13 protein-coding genes are annotated in these 17612 nt (G+C 57.3%); 5 read left to right on the top strand and 8 right to left on the bottom strand.

Features of this window, described 5'->3' with window-relative positions; translation table 11 throughout:
- The first annotated feature begins 71 nt into the window (after window positions 1-71).
- Window positions 72-1253 carry an MFS transporter gene (locus tag PPTH39_RS20120; RefSeq protein WP_130872353.1) on the top strand — a complete coding sequence of 394 codons (1182 nt, stop codon included), beginning with the start codon at window positions 72-74 and terminating at the stop codon, window positions 1251-1253.
- Here the strand turns inward: PPTH39_RS20120 and PPTH39_RS20115 are convergent.
- Genes PPTH39_RS20115 through PPTH39_RS20105 form a run of 3 tightly spaced genes read right to left on the bottom strand, consistent with a single transcriptional unit; the run spans window position 1201 to window position 3436 of the window.
- On the bottom strand, window positions 1201-2130 hold the full coding sequence (locus PPTH39_RS20115; RefSeq protein WP_095002661.1) for a DMT family transporter: 930 nt from the start codon (window positions 2128-2130) through the stop codon (window positions 1201-1203). The two genes, PPTH39_RS20120 and PPTH39_RS20115, sit on opposite strands and share 53 nt — an antisense overlap.
- 42 nt (window positions 2131-2172) lie before the next feature.
- Window positions 2173-2577 carry a DUF2177 family protein gene (locus tag PPTH39_RS20110; RefSeq protein ID WP_095002662.1) on the bottom strand — a complete coding sequence of 135 codons (405 nt, stop codon included), beginning with the start codon at window positions 2575-2577 and terminating at the stop codon, window positions 2173-2175.
- A 22-nt stretch (window positions 2578-2599) separates the two neighbouring features.
- On the bottom strand, window positions 2600-3436 hold the full coding sequence (locus PPTH39_RS20105; protein WP_095002663.1) for a CvfB family protein: 837 nt from the start codon (window positions 3434-3436) through the stop codon (window positions 2600-2602).
- A gap of 358 nt (window positions 3437-3794) precedes the next feature.
- Between PPTH39_RS20105 and PPTH39_RS20100 the strand changes: the two genes are divergently transcribed.
- Window positions 3795-3974 (top strand): hypothetical protein, encoded by a 180-nt coding sequence (locus tag PPTH39_RS20100; RefSeq protein WP_016781632.1) that lies wholly within the window; start codon window positions 3795-3797, stop codon window positions 3972-3974.
- Window positions 3975-4168: 194 nt separating this feature from the next.
- On the top strand, window positions 4169-4891 hold the full coding sequence (locus PPTH39_RS20095) for a TorF family putative porin (RefSeq protein WP_130872352.1): 723 nt from the start codon (window positions 4169-4171) through the stop codon (window positions 4889-4891).
- Window positions 4892-5078: 187 nt separating this feature from the next.
- On the opposite strand, the gene PPTH39_RS20090 is transcribed toward PPTH39_RS20095, so the two are convergent.
- Window positions 5079-6425 (bottom strand): DEAD/DEAH box helicase, encoded by a 1347-nt coding sequence (locus tag PPTH39_RS20090; RefSeq protein WP_095002665.1) that lies wholly within the window; start codon window positions 6423-6425, stop codon window positions 5079-5081.
- A 191-nt stretch (window positions 6426-6616) separates the two neighbouring features.
- On the opposite strand from PPTH39_RS20090, the gene PPTH39_RS20085 reads away from it, so the two are divergent.
- Window positions 6617-7885, top strand: coding sequence for a mechanosensitive ion channel family protein (locus PPTH39_RS20085; protein ID WP_095002666.1), 1269 nt, complete (start codon window positions 6617-6619; stop codon window positions 7883-7885).
- 184 nt (window positions 7886-8069) lie between these two features.
- Here PPTH39_RS20085 and PPTH39_RS20080 read toward each other — a convergent pair whose 3' ends face one another.
- The 4 genes from PPTH39_RS20080 to PPTH39_RS20065 all read right to left on the bottom strand — a co-directional run bounded on the left by PPTH39_RS20080 (window position 8070) and on the right by PPTH39_RS20065 (window position 16419).
- Entirely contained in the window at window positions 8070-8630 is a 561-nt protein-coding gene (locus PPTH39_RS20080; protein ID WP_130872351.1) for an RBBP9/YdeN family alpha/beta hydrolase, read from the bottom strand.
- A gap of 41 nt (window positions 8631-8671) precedes the next feature.
- On the bottom strand, window positions 8672-9532 hold the full coding sequence (locus PPTH39_RS20075; protein ID WP_095002668.1) for a carboxylate/amino acid/amine transporter: 861 nt from the start codon (window positions 9530-9532) through the stop codon (window positions 8672-8674).
- Window positions 9533-9685: 153 nt separating this feature from the next.
- The gene (locus tag PPTH39_RS20070) at window positions 9686-15520 is read right to left on the bottom strand and encodes a hypothetical protein (protein ID WP_130872350.1); all 5835 of its coding nucleotides are present in this window, start codon (window positions 15518-15520) and stop codon (window positions 9686-9688) included.
- Between the two features lie 299 nt (window positions 15521-15819).
- Window positions 15820-16419, bottom strand: a complete 600-nt coding sequence (locus tag PPTH39_RS20065) for an FMN-dependent NADH-azoreductase (RefSeq protein WP_130872349.1) — start codon at window positions 16417-16419, stop codon at window positions 15820-15822.
- Window positions 16420-16573: 154 nt separating this feature from the next.
- On the opposite strand from PPTH39_RS20065, the gene PPTH39_RS20060 reads away from it, so the two are divergent.
- A complete protein-coding gene (locus tag PPTH39_RS20060; protein ID WP_095002671.1) occupies window positions 16574-17497 on the top strand; it encodes a LysR family transcriptional regulator in 924 nt (307 codons plus the stop codon).
- The last annotated feature ends 115 nt before the right edge of the window (window positions 17498-17612 follow it).

Raw genomic sequence — 17612 nt, 5'->3', positions numbered from 1 at the left:
ATTATTCATTTTTAGAGAAAGTCAAATACCACTAGCCTGACGGTCATTGTTCACTATCGGGAAATCCCAGCATGTCGCCCCTGATTCGCCTGCTCGCCAGCCTTGTTGCACTCATGATGGCCATGGGCATTGGCCGTTTTTCCCTGACGCCGCAACTGCCGCACCTGATCAGCGAAGGCCAGATCGACCTGACCGGCGCAGGGCTGATTGCCGCCGCCAACTACCTGGGTTACCTGCTCGGCGCCCTGGATGCCATGCGCGCCAGGCGCCCCGACCAGGTGCGTAACCGATTGCATACAGGCCTGTGGCTGTGCGTTGGGCTGACGCTGGCGTCGTACTGGGCCCAGGGGTTTTGGGCGCATCTGTTATTACGATTCGGCTCCGGGATCGCCAGTGCCTGGGTGATGGTGATGATCACCGCACTGAGTCAGCACATCGCCATCACCGCCAACCGACCGCGTCTGGGCGCTCTGGTTTTTGCCGGGCCCGGTCTCGGGGTGATGCTGACCGGACTGCTGGCCCTGGCCGCCAATTTAACCGGGCAAGACTCGGCCACGCTCTGGATGATTTATGCCCTGGCGGCACTGCTGATGTTGCTGGTGATTTTGCCCGCGCTACCGCAACCCGCTGCACTTGCCGCCCGGCCTCAAACGATGCAGCCCGATAACCGGCAACCCGGGATCGCCCGTCTGGGAGCAATTTATGGGCTCTATGGCCTGGGCTATATCATCCCGGCGACATTTTTATCCCAGATGGCCAATGCCCGGTTTCATGGCCAGTGGCAAGCCGATCTGTTCTGGCCAGCATTCGGGCTATGTGCTGCCATTGGCGTGACACTGATCAGCTTTCGTCGGCCGCGCCCTGCTACCACGCGCTTCTGGCTGATGGGCGGGTTATGGATTCAAGCCCTTGGTGTGCTGGCGTGCCTGCTTCCGAGCAGCGCGGGGCTGGCACTTGGTGTAATCCTCTGCGGCACGCCGTTTCTGGCCTGCATGCCGCTGGTGATGCAGTGCTCACGGGATCTGGCGCCCAATGCCACAGCGCGCAATGCGGCCATGCTGACCGCCTGTTTCGCCGTGGGCCAACTGTGCGGGCCATTGCTGGCTGCACTGAGCAGCCATTTCAGCGGCGGCTTGCAACCGGCACTGATCATCGCGGCCAGCGGGCTGCTGCTAGCGGGCACTCTGGCCTGGCAGTCGGTCAGCCCCCCAGCAGAGCACGCACTTTGCGACGCACCCACTGCTCGGCGCTGACAAACGTAATACCGCACAGCACCAGCACTGCGCCCACCACAAAGTTGACGCTCAGAGGCTCATGCAGCACCAGCACACCGAATGTCACTCCGAACAGCGGGGTCATGAAGGAGAACACCGCCAAGTTGGAAGCCATATAACGCTTGAGTAACCAGAACCACACCAGATAACTGAAGAACGACACGACCAGCCCTTGAAACAGCACACTGGCCACCGCCACGGTGGTCAGGCTGACGTGGCTGATCTGGCCGCTGAAAGCGGCAATCACCAGCAGGCCGAAAAAACCGACAATCAACTGATAGAACAGGGTCAGGGTCACAGGTGCCTCCGACAACCGCGAGCCGCGCACCACCACCGTGGTCGCGCCCCAGGCCATGCCCGCCAGAATGGCGTAGGCATCGCCCAGCAGCACGTTGCGGTCCATGTCAGCAAACGACATACCGCCCGCGAATGAGAAGGCAATCCCGGCAAACGCAAGCAATATCCCCAGCCATTGCAAAGGCCGCAAGCGCTCGCTGGGCAACAGCCAGTTAATCCCGAGTGCGGTGAAAATGGGCGCGGTATAGAGAAATACCGACATATGCGCGGCACTGGTCAGTTGCAGGCCTTCGGAAATAAAGAAGAACTCCAGGCCGAACAAGCTGCCTGCCAGTAAACCGCCACGCCAGGTGGCAGGCACCTGGCTCCAGCCACCCTTCCAGCAGATCAGCAGCCCAACCAGCAGTGCTGAAATACCGGAGCGCATGGCGGCCTGCATCACGGGTGCGATATCGGGTGCCGCCAGCTTGATGATGACCTGTTGCACACCCCAGATCAGGCACAATCCCAGCATCACTTGCAGTGCGAAAGCATCCGTTGCTCGCCGCGAAACACTCATAGTTCACCCGAAAAAAGCCACACCTAAAAAGGTCGAAAACAATCAGGACGCCAGCTTGCGTGCCGCCCAATAACCCGACAGGGCTGCAAGACAGGTCAGTAACCCGCCCCAGGCCATGTCCATCAATGCCAACTGGGGCGACCAGCCTTGCAGCGTGGCCCAGTTCGTCATGTCATAGGTGCCATAAGCCACCAGCCCGAAAAACGCACCTGCCAGAGCAGCCCTGCGCGCACTGGCCCGGGCAAGGGCCGGCAACACCACAAAGAACACCACGCCCAGCACATACAGCAGGTAAAACACGATGGCCGGGCCCCACTTGGGTTGAGCCAGCATCAACGAACCCAACAGCTCTTTATAGGTAGAGCTCATAAGCAGGCCCAGCCACAGGCCGTCAAGCACCAGAAAAGCCAGTAACGCACCAATATACGCCCACACTGCCTTGCTCATGTCGCCAGCCCCTCGTGTTGGATCAGATCAGTTCGATACGGTCCGGGTGGATCGCAATCTTGCCTTCCTTGTAGAGCGCACCAATGGCTTTCTTGAAGTTGCCCTTGCTGACGCCAAAATGAGTACTGATGACTTCAGGGGCACTTTTGTCGCTCACGGCGAGCACACCGTTGTTGTCGCGCAACTTGCTGAGGATCTTCGAATTCAGGCTGCTGGCTGCTTCCTGGCCAACCGGTTGCAGACTCAGGCTGATCTTGCCGTCCGCACGGACTTCCTTGATGTAGCCCTTTTCCTGCTTGCCCGCACGCATGAACTTGAAGATTTCATTCTTGTGGATCAAACCCCAGTGCTTGTTGTTGATCACGGCTTTAAAGCCCATGTCCGTGGCCTCAGCCACCAACAGATCAACTTCCTGGCCGACCTGATAATTGGCCGGGGTTTTGTCCAGGTAGCGGTCCAGACGGGCAGTCGCGGTGATACGACGCGTGTGCTTGTCGAGGTAGACGTGCACCACGACATATTCGCCGGCGGTCATCTGGCGCTTTTCTTCGGAATACGGCAACAGCAAATCTTTTGGTAAACCCCAATCGAGGAATACGCCGATGCTGTTAACTTCAACCACTTTCAAGCTGGCAAATTCACCGACTTGAACTTTTGGTTTTTCAGTGGTGGCAATTAACTTGTCAGCGCTGTCCAAATAAACAAAGACGTTGAGCCAGTCTTCATCTTCGCTGGGAATATCTTTTGGAATATAACGATTGGGCAACAGGATTTCGCCGTCAGCCCCACCATCCAGATACAAACCGAAGTTTGTATGTTTAACCACTTGCAAACTGTTGTAGCGACCGATTAAAGCCATGTCCAATACCCTCATTACGTAGGCGGCATTCTACCCGAGTTTAGGGGGGCAAATTGGAGTGCCGCAGCCCGCCATCCAAAAAATCTGCGAAAGGTTTGATTTATCAGGTTTTTCCAACGCGCCTTGGACGCCACTCGTCAGCCTGGCGGATGCTCAAAGGCCATCTGCGCACGGCCGGACACGTATACAAAACCTCCCACGTTATGAATTAAAACAGCGAGTTAGCCGACAATTATGCAGTCGTTCATGCTGACTCATACTGCACCGATATTATTTTACGAAGATATTTAACAAGCAATTGTCAAGTATTTCAGGTACTATCGCTGGCCAAGTTATTTTCTACAGGTCAATAGCCGCCATGCGTGTAAAAGCATCCGCCAGCAAAGCAAAGCCAGCTCCCGCTGTTGAAACCAGTGATTCCATCAATGCTCAAATCGAAGCATTCCTGAAATCCGGCGGCGAGATTCAGCAAATCAGCAAAGGCGTCAGCGGCCAAACTTTCGGCCCGTCCAAGCAAATCACGCTCGGCAAGAAGTAATACCCCCTCGCTTCATCTGGTCCTTATGCGCTTTGCCCTTCAAGGCGCTAGGACTCTCGATTTATCCCCTTTGTTCCCCTGCCCCGCCCCCGATTCGCATCGATAAATCGACGAACGGCACTTTGTTGCCGATATTCCTGCGTATGCTCCGAAGGCTCTGAATCAAGCCTTTGAGCCCAAATAGGGAGCCGATCATGCTGACACGGACGGTGTTGCTGGCCAGCACGCTGCTGACCAGCACCATTGCAGACGCACAGGTGTTTTCCCGCGAGCTGGGCGACTTCGACCTGAAGCTGGCCACCCAGCCCAGCCGCAGCATGGCCCAGGGCCTGGTCAAGCCCACCAGCCCCGGCTCGACCTTTCATGGCGGCCTGGACCTGACCCACGACAGCGGCTGGTATGTCGGGCAATGGGCGCCAACCATGGGCATCAAGCCTGGCAGCAACCTGGAAGTGGATTCGTATCTGGGTTACAAGCGCCCCTTTGACCAGACCCTGAGCTATGAGCTGGGGGTGATCCATTACAGCTACCCCAAAGTCGACTCACTCGACAGCCAGCAGATCTTTGCAGGCCTCACCGTGCTGGGCACGCGCTTTGGCGCCGCCTTCAGCAATGATCCGGGGCGCCGCGACAGCACATTGTTTGCCGACCTGGGGGTCAACCAGCCCTTTGGCATCGGCGTAAGCATGAAATACACCACCCACCAACTGGGCACACCGGTGTCCATTGCCGACGGTGGCAGCGTACGCGCATTCAATGACTGGTCGATCAAACTCTCGCGCCCCTGGATGGGCATTGACCTCAACGTGATCTACAGCGATTCCAGCCTGGACGGCAGCGACTGCTCTGCCTACTCCGGGCAGAACACCCAGTGTGATGGCTTACTGACATTTAAGGCCGAGCGGACGTTCTACTGAAACGCCCGGGTTTTGTCGCAGCGGGCTTGCTCGCGATGCAGACGGCGCGGTTTCCCAGTCACCCCACGATAACACCATCGCAGGCAAGCCAGCTCCTGCAGACATTGCGGCGCTCACAAAATCTGCGGCGTTTCAGGCAACAAAAAACCCGGCGCAGGCCGGGTTTTTTGTGAGCCATGCCGGCGATTTACTCAGCCGCTGGTGCTTCTGGCTTGCGGCGCTTGAGCGGCGCCATGCCGTCCTTGCTGACCAACGAAAGAGCGTCGGTCTTCGGGCGGTTGGCGATCTTGCGCTTGGTCGGTGCCTTGGCGCCCGACTTCTTCTTGACGCCCTTGGCGTCGGTCTTTTTCTTCTTCACACCAACAGCCTTACCCGAAGCCTTGACGTTTTTCGGGCCGCCGTAGACGCCTTTGACTTCCTTGATGGTACGGCGCTCGAAGCTTTGCTTCAGGTAGCGCTCAATGCTGGACATCAGGTTCCAGTCACCATGGCAGATCAGCGAGATCGCCAGGCCATCATTGCCCGCACGGCCAGTACGACCAATACGGTGAACGTACTCGTCGCCGCTGCGAGGCATATCGAAGTTGATCACCAGATCCAGGCCTTCAACGTCCAGACCACGGGCCGCCACGTCGGTAGCCACCAGAATCTTGACGCCACCCTGCTTCAGGCGATCGATGGCCAGCTTGCGGTCTTTCTGGTCTTTTTCACCGTGCAAGACGAACGCCTTGTACTCCTGAGCCACCAGGCGACCGTAGATGCGGTCAGCCATGGCACGGGTGTTGGTGAAAACGATGGCTTTTTGATAAGTCTCGTTAGCCAGCAGCCAGTTAACAATTTGCTCTTTGTGCTGGTTGTGGTCTGCCGTGATGATCTGCTGACGCGTGGTGGCGTTCAACTGGCTGACCTGGTTGAGCTGCAAGTGCTCAGGGTTGTTCAGTACCTTGCCGATCATCTCACGCAGGCCCGAACCACCGGTGGTGGCCGAGAACAGCATGGTTTGCTGACGGTTCGGGCACTCATCGACCAGACGTTGCACGTCTTCGGAGAAACCCATGTCGAGCATGCGGTCGGCTTCGTCGAGTACCAGAACTTCAACTTCTTTCAAGTCAAGGTTGCCGGCATTCAGTTGCTCGAGCAAACGGCCAGGGGTGCCGATCAGGATATCCGGCACCTTGCGCAGCATGGCCGCCTGAACCTTGAAGTCCTCACCGCCGGTGATCAGACCGGACTTGATGAACGTGAACTGCGAAAAACGCTCAACTTCTTTTAGCGTTTGCTGTGCCAGCTCGCGGGTCGGCAGCAAAATCAACGCTTTGATACTGACGCGGATTTTGGCAGGACCAATCAGACGATTCAGAATCGGCAGTACGAAAGCGGCAGTTTTGCCACTCCCGGTTTGAGCTGTAACCCGCAGGTCACGCCCTTCGAGCGCGAGCGGGATGGCCGCTGCTTGCACAGGCGTAGGCTCGACAAATTTAAGCTCGGCCACAGCTTTAAGCAGGCGTTCGTGCAGGGCGAAATCGGAAAACACGGGTGCTACCTCGAAGAAATACAAAAAATCAGCGGCATAGAGTAACGGTTTCGAGCGCCAAGGCCGAGTTACTTTGCACGAACGGCGTGAAACAAATGGTTTTTTAGGGTCTTTAGTCCAATCAAGGCCCACAAATCGCCCTGAAGTGCTCTAATCCCATGGCCATTTATTACCGGATATCGTTTTAGCTTATGGATACTCAAGCACTCTGGAGCCAAATCCAGGACCTGTGGGCCAATCTGGATCAACATCCCTGGGTTTCGGCCATACTGGGCCTGATCGTTCTCGTGGGCGTCGCCCTGCTGGCCGGTCATATCGCACGCATTATTATCCTGCGTGTGACCAAAATGCTCGGCCGCCAACCGGCCCTGCACTGGATCAATGATTTACGCGAACACAAGGTGTTCCATCGCCTGGCGCAACTGACTCCCTCGCTGATAGTGCAGTTCGGGCGCAATCTGGTGCCGGACATGAGCGACAACGGTCGCCACTTCCTTGGCAACCTGGCGCTGGCCATCACCATCTTCGTACTGACGCGGGTTATCAGTTCACTGCTGGACGCCTTGCTCGACATCTATTCGCGCACCAACTACGCCAAGACGCGCCCGATCAAGGGCTACATTCAGCTGACCAAAATGTTGCTGTATGTGTTCTCGGCCATCATCATTGTCGCGACCCTGATCGACCGCTCGCCAATGCTGCTGCTTTCCGGGCTGGGGGCAATGTCTGCGGTTATCCTGCTGGTCTACAAGGACACCCTGCTGTCGTTCGTGGCCAGCGTACAGTTGACCAGCAACGACTTGCTGCGGGTTGGTGACTGGATCGAAATGCCTCAGGTCGGGGCCGATGGTGATGTGATCGATATCACCCTGCATACCGTCAAGGTGCAGAATTTCGACAAGACCATTGTCTCGATACCCACCTGGCGCCTGATGTCCGAGTCGTTCAAGAACTGGCGCGGCATGCAGCAGTCCGGCGGCCGGCGGATCAAGCGCAGCCTGTTTATTGACGCAAGCGATGTTGCGTTCCTGACCGATGAGCAGGAGCAACGTCTGGAGGGAGTGCGCTTGCTGAGCGACTACCTGCATCGCAAGAAAGCCGAACTCAAAAGCTGGAATGAAGCCCAGGGCAACGTGGCAGCCATGTCAGCCAACCGTCGACGCATGACCAATATCGGCACTTTCCGCGCCTATGCCCTTGCCTATCTGAAAAGCCATGCCGATATCCAGCCGAACATGACCTGCATGGTGCGCCAACTGCAAACCACGCCTCAAGGCGTACCCCTGGAGGTGTACTGCTTTACCCGAACCACTGTGTGGGACGAATACGAACGCATTCAGGGCGATATCTTCGACTATCTGCTGTCAGTACTGCCCGAGTTCGGTTTAAGCGTGTACCAGCAACCAAGCGGCAATGACCTGCGCAAGGGGCTGTTGACCAGAATACCGATCGAAGAGTGATGTATAGCCGCTGAGGCAAAAGTGATAGCTGAAAGCCCCTCACCCCAACCCTCTCCCGAAAGGAGAGGGTGCTGATCAGTGAAGTTTTTGAGGCCGCATGCGGTCAGTGCCCTCTCCCTTCGGGAGAGGGCTAGGGTGAGGGGGCTTTTGATTGGGCTTGACTTGCCACAGAGTATCTACCTGCTCAAGCCTGCTTGAACTGCGGGTCACCGGTCAGTTTGAACAGTAACTCGATGCCCTGCGGCCAGGTGCCAAAGCCACCTTCGCCATTGATATGCCCGGCATTCTCCAACCATACCAGTTCACTCCCCCAGGCCTGGCTGAAGGCCTCGACCCGCTCGCGGGTGACATAGGGGTCGTTGGTACTGGCTACGGTGATCGCATCAAAAGGCAGGGTATTGAGCGGCATGGGGCTAAAGCCTGAGGTCCCGGCCGGGTAGCTGTCGGCCTCGGTATCACTGGGCGCCACCAGCAACGCCCCGCGCACCCGCCTTGCCTCCTTGGGGTGCTGCTGGGCCCAGCGGGCTATCAGCGTACACGCCAGGCTGTGACCCACCAGCACTACGGGGCGCTCGCTCTTGGTGATTTTTTTATGCAGGTTCTGCACCCAGTCAACACAGGCGGGGGTTTCCCAATTGTCCTGCTTGACCCGATGCAAACCGCTGTAGCGCTGCTCCCAGTGAGATTGCCAATGCTCTGTTCCTGAATTGAACAGGCCCGGCAAGATCAACACCCTGACTGTCATTCCGACTCTCCCTTAAGGCGATAGATGGACTGAGATTGACCTTAGACCGTCACAGCCCTGCGGTCTAGCCGGCTTATCCAGACGGCAATCAATATCACCAGCCCGCCCAGGAACAACCGCCCCAGAGGCTCGTGTTGATTCCAGATCAACAGGCTGAAAAACAGACCCACCGGCACATGCACGTTGTTCATGACCGCCAGGGTCGCGCCACTGACCATGCACGCGCCCTTGTTCCACCAATACAGGCCAAGTGCAGTGGAGACCAGCCCCAGAAACACCAGCACTCCCCACTGCAAGGGGGCTTCAGGCCAGAAATCGGCTTTGCCGAACAACACAAAAGCAGGCAGTACCACAGCCAGCGCACCCAGATAGAAGTAACCGAAGCGCCGGTAATGCGGCAAATCGCTCGGGTAGCGTGCGACCAGATGCCGGTACATCACCTGACCGGCGGCATAAGTGAAGTTGCCCAGTTGCAGGAGCAGGAAGCCCTTGAAAAATTCGGGGCTGATGGTGTCAAAACGAATGACCGCAGCCCCCATAACGGCGACCAGTGCCGCAACAAGCGCCCACGGGTTGAAACGGCGGTTGATTGCATCCTCGATTAGGGTCACGTGCAGGGGGGTCAGGATGGTGAACAACAACACCTCCGGAACCGTAAGCACTCGAAAACTCAAGTACAGACAGACGTAGGTGACACCGAACTGCAGCGCCCCGATCAACAGCATGCCGCGCATGAAACCGGGTTCGACCTGACGCCAGCGTGTGAGCGGAATAAATACCAGCCCCGCCAGTACCACACGCACCAGTACCGCAAAGTAACTGTCGACGTGCCCCGCCAGATACTCGCCAATCAGGCTGAATGAAAACGCCTGAATCAGGGTAACAATTAACAGATAGCCCATGAATCTCTCGCTCAAAAACCGTAGTTGCCTGTTCGTTTACGCCGTGGCGAATTCGAAAGAATGGGCGACCTTAGCGGGTTTGCCGGGGAAGTAAAATGCTGGCTTGCCAATCTCATCCGCTCCAGGGCAATTGAGACCTCAGGGCGCACAGCACTAGAAACCGGTCAGCCGCTTCCATTCCTGCAAGGCGTCCGGGCCCAGCGGCCTGAACAACGCCGGATCGTGAAAGAGTGCCTGCTGGATCTCAACCAGGTTCATGGTTGCGCTTTGACTCATAAACGGCACCAGTTGCCCGTGCCACAGGGCTCCGTCCGCGGTGAAATAGCCGCTTTTGTAGGGCCGTCCGGGATAAATCTGCGAGTAGATTTTTTCCGCGAAATAATCCACCACACTTTCGTCATAATTGACCCCCTCCCCGGAAATGACCTGCAAACCGGCTCTGCGATGAGAGGCCGCATGGACATACTCATGCACTACCGTGGAGCGCACCTTGTCGGAGTCCACCAGACCGTTTACCACATAATCCGGATGATCCGTGGCGATATGGATCTTGCCTTGCGGGGAGGTCCAGGCGACAGGACTGGCTTTCGCAGAGGCCGCGTCGTAGGGGATATCCATCCTGAACGCCAAATCACTGGCCGTTGTCGAAATGACTTCAACGCCCTCCAGTTCAACATTGAACCGGGTGCGGATTTCCTGCTCAATTCGCTTGAAGTCGATGCCGCTCTCAACCTGCCAGGGGGTACTCGCCGGCAGCTTGTTCAGGTTGCGGTAAAGCTGCGGCCCGTCCGGCTCCGGGGTGAACAGGATCTCGGGGGCGGTCTCCCATTTCGATCTTGGCTTGGGTTGCAGAGTAATCTGCGGGGCCAGGTCCCAGACACCTGAGGTATGGCCCTGAGCTGGCCTATACGCAACAAAGGGGCCAGCCTGTTCACCATCCGTATGCAACTGCCAGAATCTGTTTCTGACCCGCACCACCTCATAAGCCTCGGGCGGATCTCCAACCGCGATATAGGATCTATTGTCGAAGGTATGGACACCTGTTGTCGTATCGGGCTGCCGCCCTTTCAATGAAACGTCGCTGCGCCGGAATGTGGTCATGCCCCCCAATGAGGCCAGCCCGTTATCGTCCTGCAGTCTCCAGGTATGCAAACTGGCGGTCTCTGGCACTTCATCTCCCCCGCCCTTGATCCCTCTTCTTTTCCATTGCCCCGCAGCTCCCGCTTCAGGCTTGGCAATTACCCCGCTGCTGAGCAGTTGCGAGGGATTGTCAGGACTTCTGACTCGCAGCAAGTAATAACCATCGGGAAGATCAGGGCTGGCAGAAACAAAGAATTTTTGCTGGCCGAAATGTACTGACCGGGCGCCTGAGGCCAAGCGCGGCCCATAGGGAAGACTGGATACAGGATCAATCAGGCGGTAATCACTGGTCGTGACGCTGCCCGTGTTGCGAACCTGCACGTTTTTAACATCACTGACCGTACGCAGCTCATCGCCCTGAGCCACAGGCTTCCAGGCCCCGGGATCCGCGATCGTTACCAGCCCCTGTTTAATGTCGTAACGCGCCACGCTTGAAAGGCTGGTCACTTGCCTGAAGTGCCCGAGACCTTTCTCAGCCAGACAAGCACCACCCTCAAGCAGTTTGACACCGCTCCACTTGAGCAAACGGGGCAAGCCATCCAGGGGGTTCAGCTCCTGAGCCAGAGACACCAGCAGGGTTCTGGCGAGCTTGCCCATCCGGGGCAACACGGCCTTGAAGCCGATCTTTCCAGCCAGGTTGATCACCCGCACTGCCCCCCCGGCAAATCTTACGACGGGGACCAAAAACAGCAGGTCCAGGAGCATCCCGAATGCCCCCGAAGCTCTGCGTTTCTGATCATCCGAAAGCAGATCCTCGATGCCCCCCCAAAATGGCGTAATCACCTTTAGCAATGACAGGGCAGGATGTGCCTGGTCAAAAGCCGTCACTCCCCGGGCAGCCGCACGAGCTTGCCCCTTGTCGATATAGAGCGGAATCAGCCTGGCAATCTGTTTGCTGCGCAAGGAGTTGAACGTATCGGGCAGATGGCTGCTCGTCTCGTCTCCCGCTGGCACGCTACCAAGCTCCTCAATAATCAGCCTGGATCGGGAGGTCTCATGGGGCATGGGTTTGTGCCCGGTCCGATAGGCATTTTCGTCAATATTCAAAACCGTGCCATGCCGAAAAGTGTGGACCCAGGTGTGAATACCGATTTTCTTTGGAGCGATTACGCCTCCTACCAGCAATGGCTTGAGCCTTGGACTCTCTTGTATGTGCAGCGCCCTTGGGAAAATCTCGTAGAGATCACAGGTTTCTTTTTTGCACACTTCGAGAATAAACCCCTGACGCAACATCAGTGAGTCCGTGATTTCGGGGCTGTCCTCACTGACACTGCCGGTACTTTCAGCTCTGACTCGCAATACCCTGACATGGCTGTATTCAATGTCCTGACGCTGCCGCGGGGGCAGGCTGTCCAGTAAAAACCTGACAACCGCCTGTTGTGCTGCCACCAGCGCCGCTTCATAGGCATTGTACTGCCGGTTGAATTCCAGCTCGATATTCACCGGCAACTTCTTGAGCCGTGAGAAGCGCTCGGCACTTGCACGAACCTCCTCGGCACTCGGTATGGTGGCTGATGTGTAGGGCGGAAAATCCAGCTCCAGATGCTTGCCGGCAGCGTAAAGCTCAAACAGCGGCATTCTGCCCCTGGCAGCCGTGAACTCGCTGAAATAGGGATTCAGGCCGCGCCGTGCCAGCTCTTTTTTTGCAATTTCAAACCTGTTGGGGGCAGGTTTGAACAGGTCATTGGTTGCTTTGAAAATCGCGTGTTCATACGCATCCAGCGCTTGTACTGCGCGCTGCATCTCCACGCTGGAATAAGCAGCCAGGGGCATTTTAGGTACAACGCCATGCAGGGCCGCCCAGGCCATCAGTGGAGGCAGGCGCAAGGCAAGAATGGCTGAAGACTTCTCGCGGAGCAGAACCTGTTCCTGCTCGTTTGCTTTGGCGGAAAAAACGAGCCCCTGCCCCTGCTTGCCAGGCAACAGGATGACTTCCTGAAATGTCATGCGCAGTGTCGAGCCTGGCTCGATGGCATGCGCCAGTTCGGCACCATGGCGCAAGTTGACCCAACTGGGCGAACCGTAAGTCAGTTCGCCAGGAATATCGCGGACACTGAAATCCGGTGGCATGGCCGTTCGCAACAACCGCGCCAGCAACGCGGCAAACGCCGAGGATGCAGCTTGTCGCGAAGTAAGCAAAAAGGTCTCAAAATCGCTGCGGATCCACGCATAGGTCCTGCCCCATAGACGATCCGAGTGCAAATCGTAACCGGCCACTTCACCAGCCTGCGAGTATCGAAGCACAAGAGTCTTCCAGACCAGTTGGGTACATAGCGTCACCGGGCTGGTCTCACCATCGCGTGCGCCATGCCACCCCAGGACCTTGAGCAATTCGCGATCGAGACACTGACCGCATTCTGAAGTCAGCAGCTGTTGCAGCGCGACTGCAGGCCTGGTGTGAGCGAACCGGGCAGGGTCAAAATCAGGCAGGTAATGTGCCAGCAATTCCAGCGGCGGCAGAGCGTTAACACCTTGTGAAGGCTGCCGGGACGATATAAAACCCTTGACGGCATTCAGCAGCTTTCGCTCCTGATCCGCAGTGAGAAGGCAGTCAATCAGGGGCGTGCCCCGCTCCATACCCATACACCGAACTGCATACTGCTCTTCAAGATCGTTCAGTGCCTGCAGCCTGGCAGGAGCCGTAGTTGGGCCAGCCGGAATGACACGGTAGTACTCGAGCATTTCCGGCAGAGTTACAGACTCACCGTAATCAAAAAGATAGGTTTGCCCGTCACCCTGCAGGTAGGTCTCCAGATGCCCGCGCAGTCTGACCGGCAGTGTTTCGGCAAGCGGCAGGCGCTGGTACAGCACCTGTATAGCCTCGCCACGCAAGTCATCCTTGAACAACTGAAACTGGCGAATTACCTCACTGATGGCGCACTGCAGCTCTGAATGCATGGCTGGACGCAGCCTGCGCGAAGACGGTACAGCAGACTGCTTGAGCATTTCGGACATAGCCTGCAAGTCCGCCAAGGTAGCGTCTGCCTGCTGTTTGAACGTGTTTATCGGTTCATCTGGCACCGCCTCGGGTGCTACAGGCAATTGGTACTCGACAGCGATGTACCTCAATGGGCGAACAAGAGCCTGTATGCTTTCACGAAACTCCTGCGCTGCCATTTCGATGCAATTGTCACCTGCACAGATAAAGAAAAGATCTGCTTGGGCAAAAACGTTGAATGCCTCGAGATTGGCAACCATTTCACGCAGTACATCGCCGAGCGGACTGGTACTGACAAGCTGCAAATGCTCTGGATTTATCCTCCCGACTGACAGATCTGTGACTTTGCTGTCATCGCGGTAACCCTTGAGATTCAGACTGTCCATATCGAATGGTGAAACCAGCGGCTGGATCAGGGGGAATACCTGCACCAACCCGTCATTCAGGGCGGTGTTCCTGAACGCTTGCGCGGTGTGTTTTCCCTGTCGGGCTGACTCGCACACCTGCAGCACATGCACGACACGAAACCTGGCCCTGAGATCAATTGCCTGCTCCAGATAAAGGGGCTCCACCGAGCCAGAACGGATCAGATGCGTACAACTGTCCTGCTGCCAGCTCAGCAATGTTGTCAGGCAGTGGGCAAAGGCATCGCCGCCGGGTACACCCGGATAGTCCACAAGCGCACGTGGACGATGGGCAAAAACAGCGTCCCGGTGGCCCAACGCAACCCCGGCTCGCAACCAGGGATGGTTTTGTGGTTGATCCAGCCAGAGCGTCATGCAGTCACTGAACTCACTGCCCGAGGAAAACTCGATCAGTCCCTGACCTGCAATCAACAGGATGACACCCGCAGGACTGTAGATGGGCAGATCCCGCGGATTGCTGGTAAGAACCAGACATCCGGCAACCCGGGCCTCGATTCCAGGCACCCGCAGAAACAGCTCATACACGCCAGGGCTGTGCAGATCCATCGCATCGCGCACGCCGCCGGTTATCCCCTTGATCATGGCCGCCCCTTCCGCCGTCAAGGTGCCGTCGCGCATACGCAGATTGGCTTCAGCAGCCCTTTGCCTGGCCATTCTGTGTGCCAGCCAGGCCTTGAGAGGCTCGTTCATCGGCAGGTCACGGGCATAGCGATTATCGGCGTCCTGCAGAAGTTTAAGCAGAACCCCAGGCTTCTCCAGACCGGAGTGACTGCGATAAAAATGGCCCGCACTGGCCGCAGGGTATGTCCAGGCAGTCATTTGGCCGTCCGTGCTCATGCCGTCCGGATGCGCAGCCAACTCGCCGCTCTCCCTGTAGGCCGCGAACAGCTGGACAATGCTGCGGCTCTCCCATTCATGGCCGGATACCCCCAGGACGCCGAAGACAAGTCGCTGCGGATCGACACCTGCCAGCTCATGGGGCGAGGCAACAGCCATGGCCGACTTGAGCCCGTCCAGCGGTGTACCGCTATAAAAAGCCGCTACCTGTTGCTGGTAGTTCAAGCAGGCCCGGACACCTGCATCCTGCAACATGGCCACGAGCTCACTGCCGGTATTGTCGCCGCCAACAATGCGCGCCCCCAGATCCCCATAGACTCCCGCCTTGTCGAAGATACCGACCAACCCCTGAAAAACCGGCAGCTCACGGCTCGCCAGATATCGACTCAGTTCCTCACCCAGAGTCCGGGAAGTGGCGGGACTGGCAACCTGCTCGGTCTGATCCTGATTCCACACAAGCCGATAATCAGTGACATGCATTGCATCCAGGTCAAATGCTTGTGACACAAACGCAAAGCGCCGGTGCAACGTTGTGCGAAACGAATCTCTGGCGGCCGCAAGAAAAGTGGGCTGTCGGGATAGGTGGCCGGCAATGGCCAGCGCTTCTCTTTGGAGTTGCGCCTCTGGGCGGGACGAAAGCATGGACATGGCACACAGCCCTTAATCAGTGATGTTTTGCCATCCGATAAGGATCCCGGGCAAAACAATTAAAGGGCAAAGCTAACAGAGCATGGACCTGTAAAAAGATAGATACATAGCGCACTTGAAAGGCGTGAACATGCTTGTACGCAACAAATGCTCCAGACAAAAAAAGCCCGATCCAGCGCAAAGGCTGATCGGGCACGGGCACTCAATAAAGTGCAAAGGGAGGTTCGATGCGCGAACCGCATGCTTGAAGGAGCAATGAAACAATTAAGCCATCGGGCGATTATCTGTCGATTAACAGACTACGCGATGGCAGACAACCTGGCCTTGGCCTGATTCAAACCTTTCTCCTGGAAGTCACCGCCCAGGTTCATCCCTTCGGCATGGATAAAGGTCACATCGTGAATGCCGACAAAGGCCATGACCTGACGCAGATATGGTTCCTGATGGTCCGAGGTGCTACCCGCATATAGCCCGCCGCGAGCCGTCAACACGTATGCTTTCTTGCCGGTCAAAAGCCCCTGTGGACCGTTTTCGGTGTACTTGAAGGTCACCCCGGCGCGCAATACGTGGTCCAGCCAGGCCTTGAGCGTGCTCGGTATCGCAAAGTTGTACATGGGCGCCGCCAGCACCAGTACATCAGCGGCCAGCAACTCGTCGGTCAACTCATCGGAGCGCTTGAGGGAGGCGTGCTCGTCTGCACTGCGTTGTGCTTCGGGCTTCATCCAGCCACCCAACAGGTTGGCATCAAGGTGCGGTACCGGGTGCAGGGCAAGGTCGCGAACGGTGACCTGATCGGTCGGATGGGCTGCTTGCCACTGGCTGATGAACTGCTGGGTCAACTGACGGGAAAACGAGCCTTGCTGGCGGGCGCTACTTTCAATGATCAGAACATTGGACATGGCGGACAAGCTCCATCTGTAAATGCTGTAAGAATGGAGCCAAGATTAGGGGTCATTGATTCGATAAAAAAGCGCAATTACCTGCTACAACCTATCTATAAATCTGTTTGTTTAACGGTATCCTGTAACCACTCCAAAATCAGAGGAATTCATTGTGAAAGCGCCCCGCGTGACCCTTGATCAATGGCGCACCTTGCAGGCTGTGGTCGACCACGGAGGCTTCGCACAAGCCGCTGAAGTTCTCCACCGCTCACAGTCGTCTGTCAGCTATACCGTGGCCCGCATGCAGGACCAGCTCGGCGTGCCGCTGCTGCGCATCGACGGACGCAAGGCGGTGCTGACAGAAGCCGGTGGCGTGTTGCTGCGTCGCTCCCGGCAACTGGTCAAGCAGGCCAGCCAGCTCGAAGACCTTGCCCATCATATGGAGCAAGGCTGGGAAGCCGAGGTGCGCCTGGTCGTCGACGCAGCCTACCCCAACGCCCGGTTGGTGCGCGCCCTGACAGCTTTTATGCCGCAAAGCCGGGGCTGTCGCGTACGTCTGCGTGAAGAGGTTCTTTCCGGCGTCGAGGAAGTGCTGCTCGAAGGCGTGGCTGACCTGGCCATCAGCAGCTTCAATATTCCCGGCTACCTGGGTACCGAGTTGAGCACCGTGGAGTTTGTCGCCGTGGCCCATCCCGACCACCCGTTGCATCGCCTGCAACGCGAGTTGCATTTCCAGGACCTCGAAAGCCAGTTACAAGTGGTGATTCGTGACTCCGGGCGCCAGCAACCACGGGACGTGGGCTGGCTGGGCTCCGAGCAGCGCTGGACCGTCGGCAGCCTGGCCACGGCGGCTGCCTTTGTGGGCAGCGGGCTGGGGTTTGCCTGGTTGCCACGGCACATGATCGAGCGCGAGCTCAAGGAAGGTCTCCTCAAGCCGTTGCCGCTCAACCAGGGCGGCAATCGTCACCCGGTGTTTTTCCTGTACGCCAACAAGGACAAACCCCTGGGCCCGGCAACTCAAATCCTTGTCGAATTGTTGCGAACTTTCGACACGGCACCGCTCGAGGCACCTTTCGCCGCACCGCAGCAAGCGTGATGAGCAGTGGGCAGGAACCTGATTCGAGAATATCCTGTCCAACACCCGCCGCCCGTGAACATCTGCCATTGCAAGATGTGGCACGGGCACTGGTTCAATGCCCCCCAGCTTCACT

Origin of the sequence: Pseudomonas bubulae (genome assembly GCF_900618535.1) — a bacterium.
GTDB classification, from domain to species: domain Bacteria; phylum Pseudomonadota; class Gammaproteobacteria; order Pseudomonadales; family Pseudomonadaceae; genus Aquipseudomonas; species Aquipseudomonas bubulae.
Note: the sequence above shows the minus strand (reverse complement) of the source record. Positions and strands in the feature narration are given on the sequence as shown.

Bases quoted from the DNA above. Each gene is read 5' to 3' on its own strand.
- PPTH39_RS20095 (WP_130872352.1), top strand. From the start codon at position 4,169: ATGCTGACACGGACGGTGTTGCTGGCCAGCACGCTGCTGACCAGCACC.
- PPTH39_RS20100 (WP_016781632.1), top strand. From the start codon at position 3,795: ATGCGTGTAAAAGCATCCGCCAGCAAAGCAAAGCCAGCTCCCGCTGTT.
- PPTH39_RS20070 (WP_130872350.1), bottom strand. From the start codon at position 15,520: ATGTCCATGCTTTCGTCCCGCCCAGAGGCGCAACTCCAAAGAGAAGCG.
- PPTH39_RS20075 (WP_095002668.1), bottom strand. From the start codon at position 9,532: ATGGGCTATCTGTTAATTGTTACCCTGATTCAGGCGTTTTCATTCAGC.
- PPTH39_RS20105 (WP_095002663.1), bottom strand. From the start codon at position 3,436: ATGGCTTTAATCGGTCGCTACAACAGTTTGCAAGTGGTTAAACATACA.
- PPTH39_RS20065 (WP_130872349.1), bottom strand. From the start codon at position 16,419: ATGTCCAATGTTCTGATCATTGAAAGTAGCGCCCGCCAGCAAGGCTCG.
- PPTH39_RS20110 (WP_095002662.1), bottom strand. From the start codon at position 2,577: ATGAGCAAGGCAGTGTGGGCGTATATTGGTGCGTTACTGGCTTTTCTG.
- PPTH39_RS20115 (WP_095002661.1), bottom strand. From the start codon at position 2,130: ATGAGTGTTTCGCGGCGAGCAACGGATGCTTTCGCACTGCAAGTGATG.
- PPTH39_RS20120 (WP_130872353.1), top strand. From the start codon at position 72: ATGTCGCCCCTGATTCGCCTGCTCGCCAGCCTTGTTGCACTCATGATG.
- PPTH39_RS20080 (WP_130872351.1), bottom strand. From the start codon at position 8,630: ATGACAGTCAGGGTGTTGATCTTGCCGGGCCTGTTCAATTCAGGAACA.
- PPTH39_RS20085 (WP_095002666.1), top strand. From the start codon at position 6,617: ATGGATACTCAAGCACTCTGGAGCCAAATCCAGGACCTGTGGGCCAAT.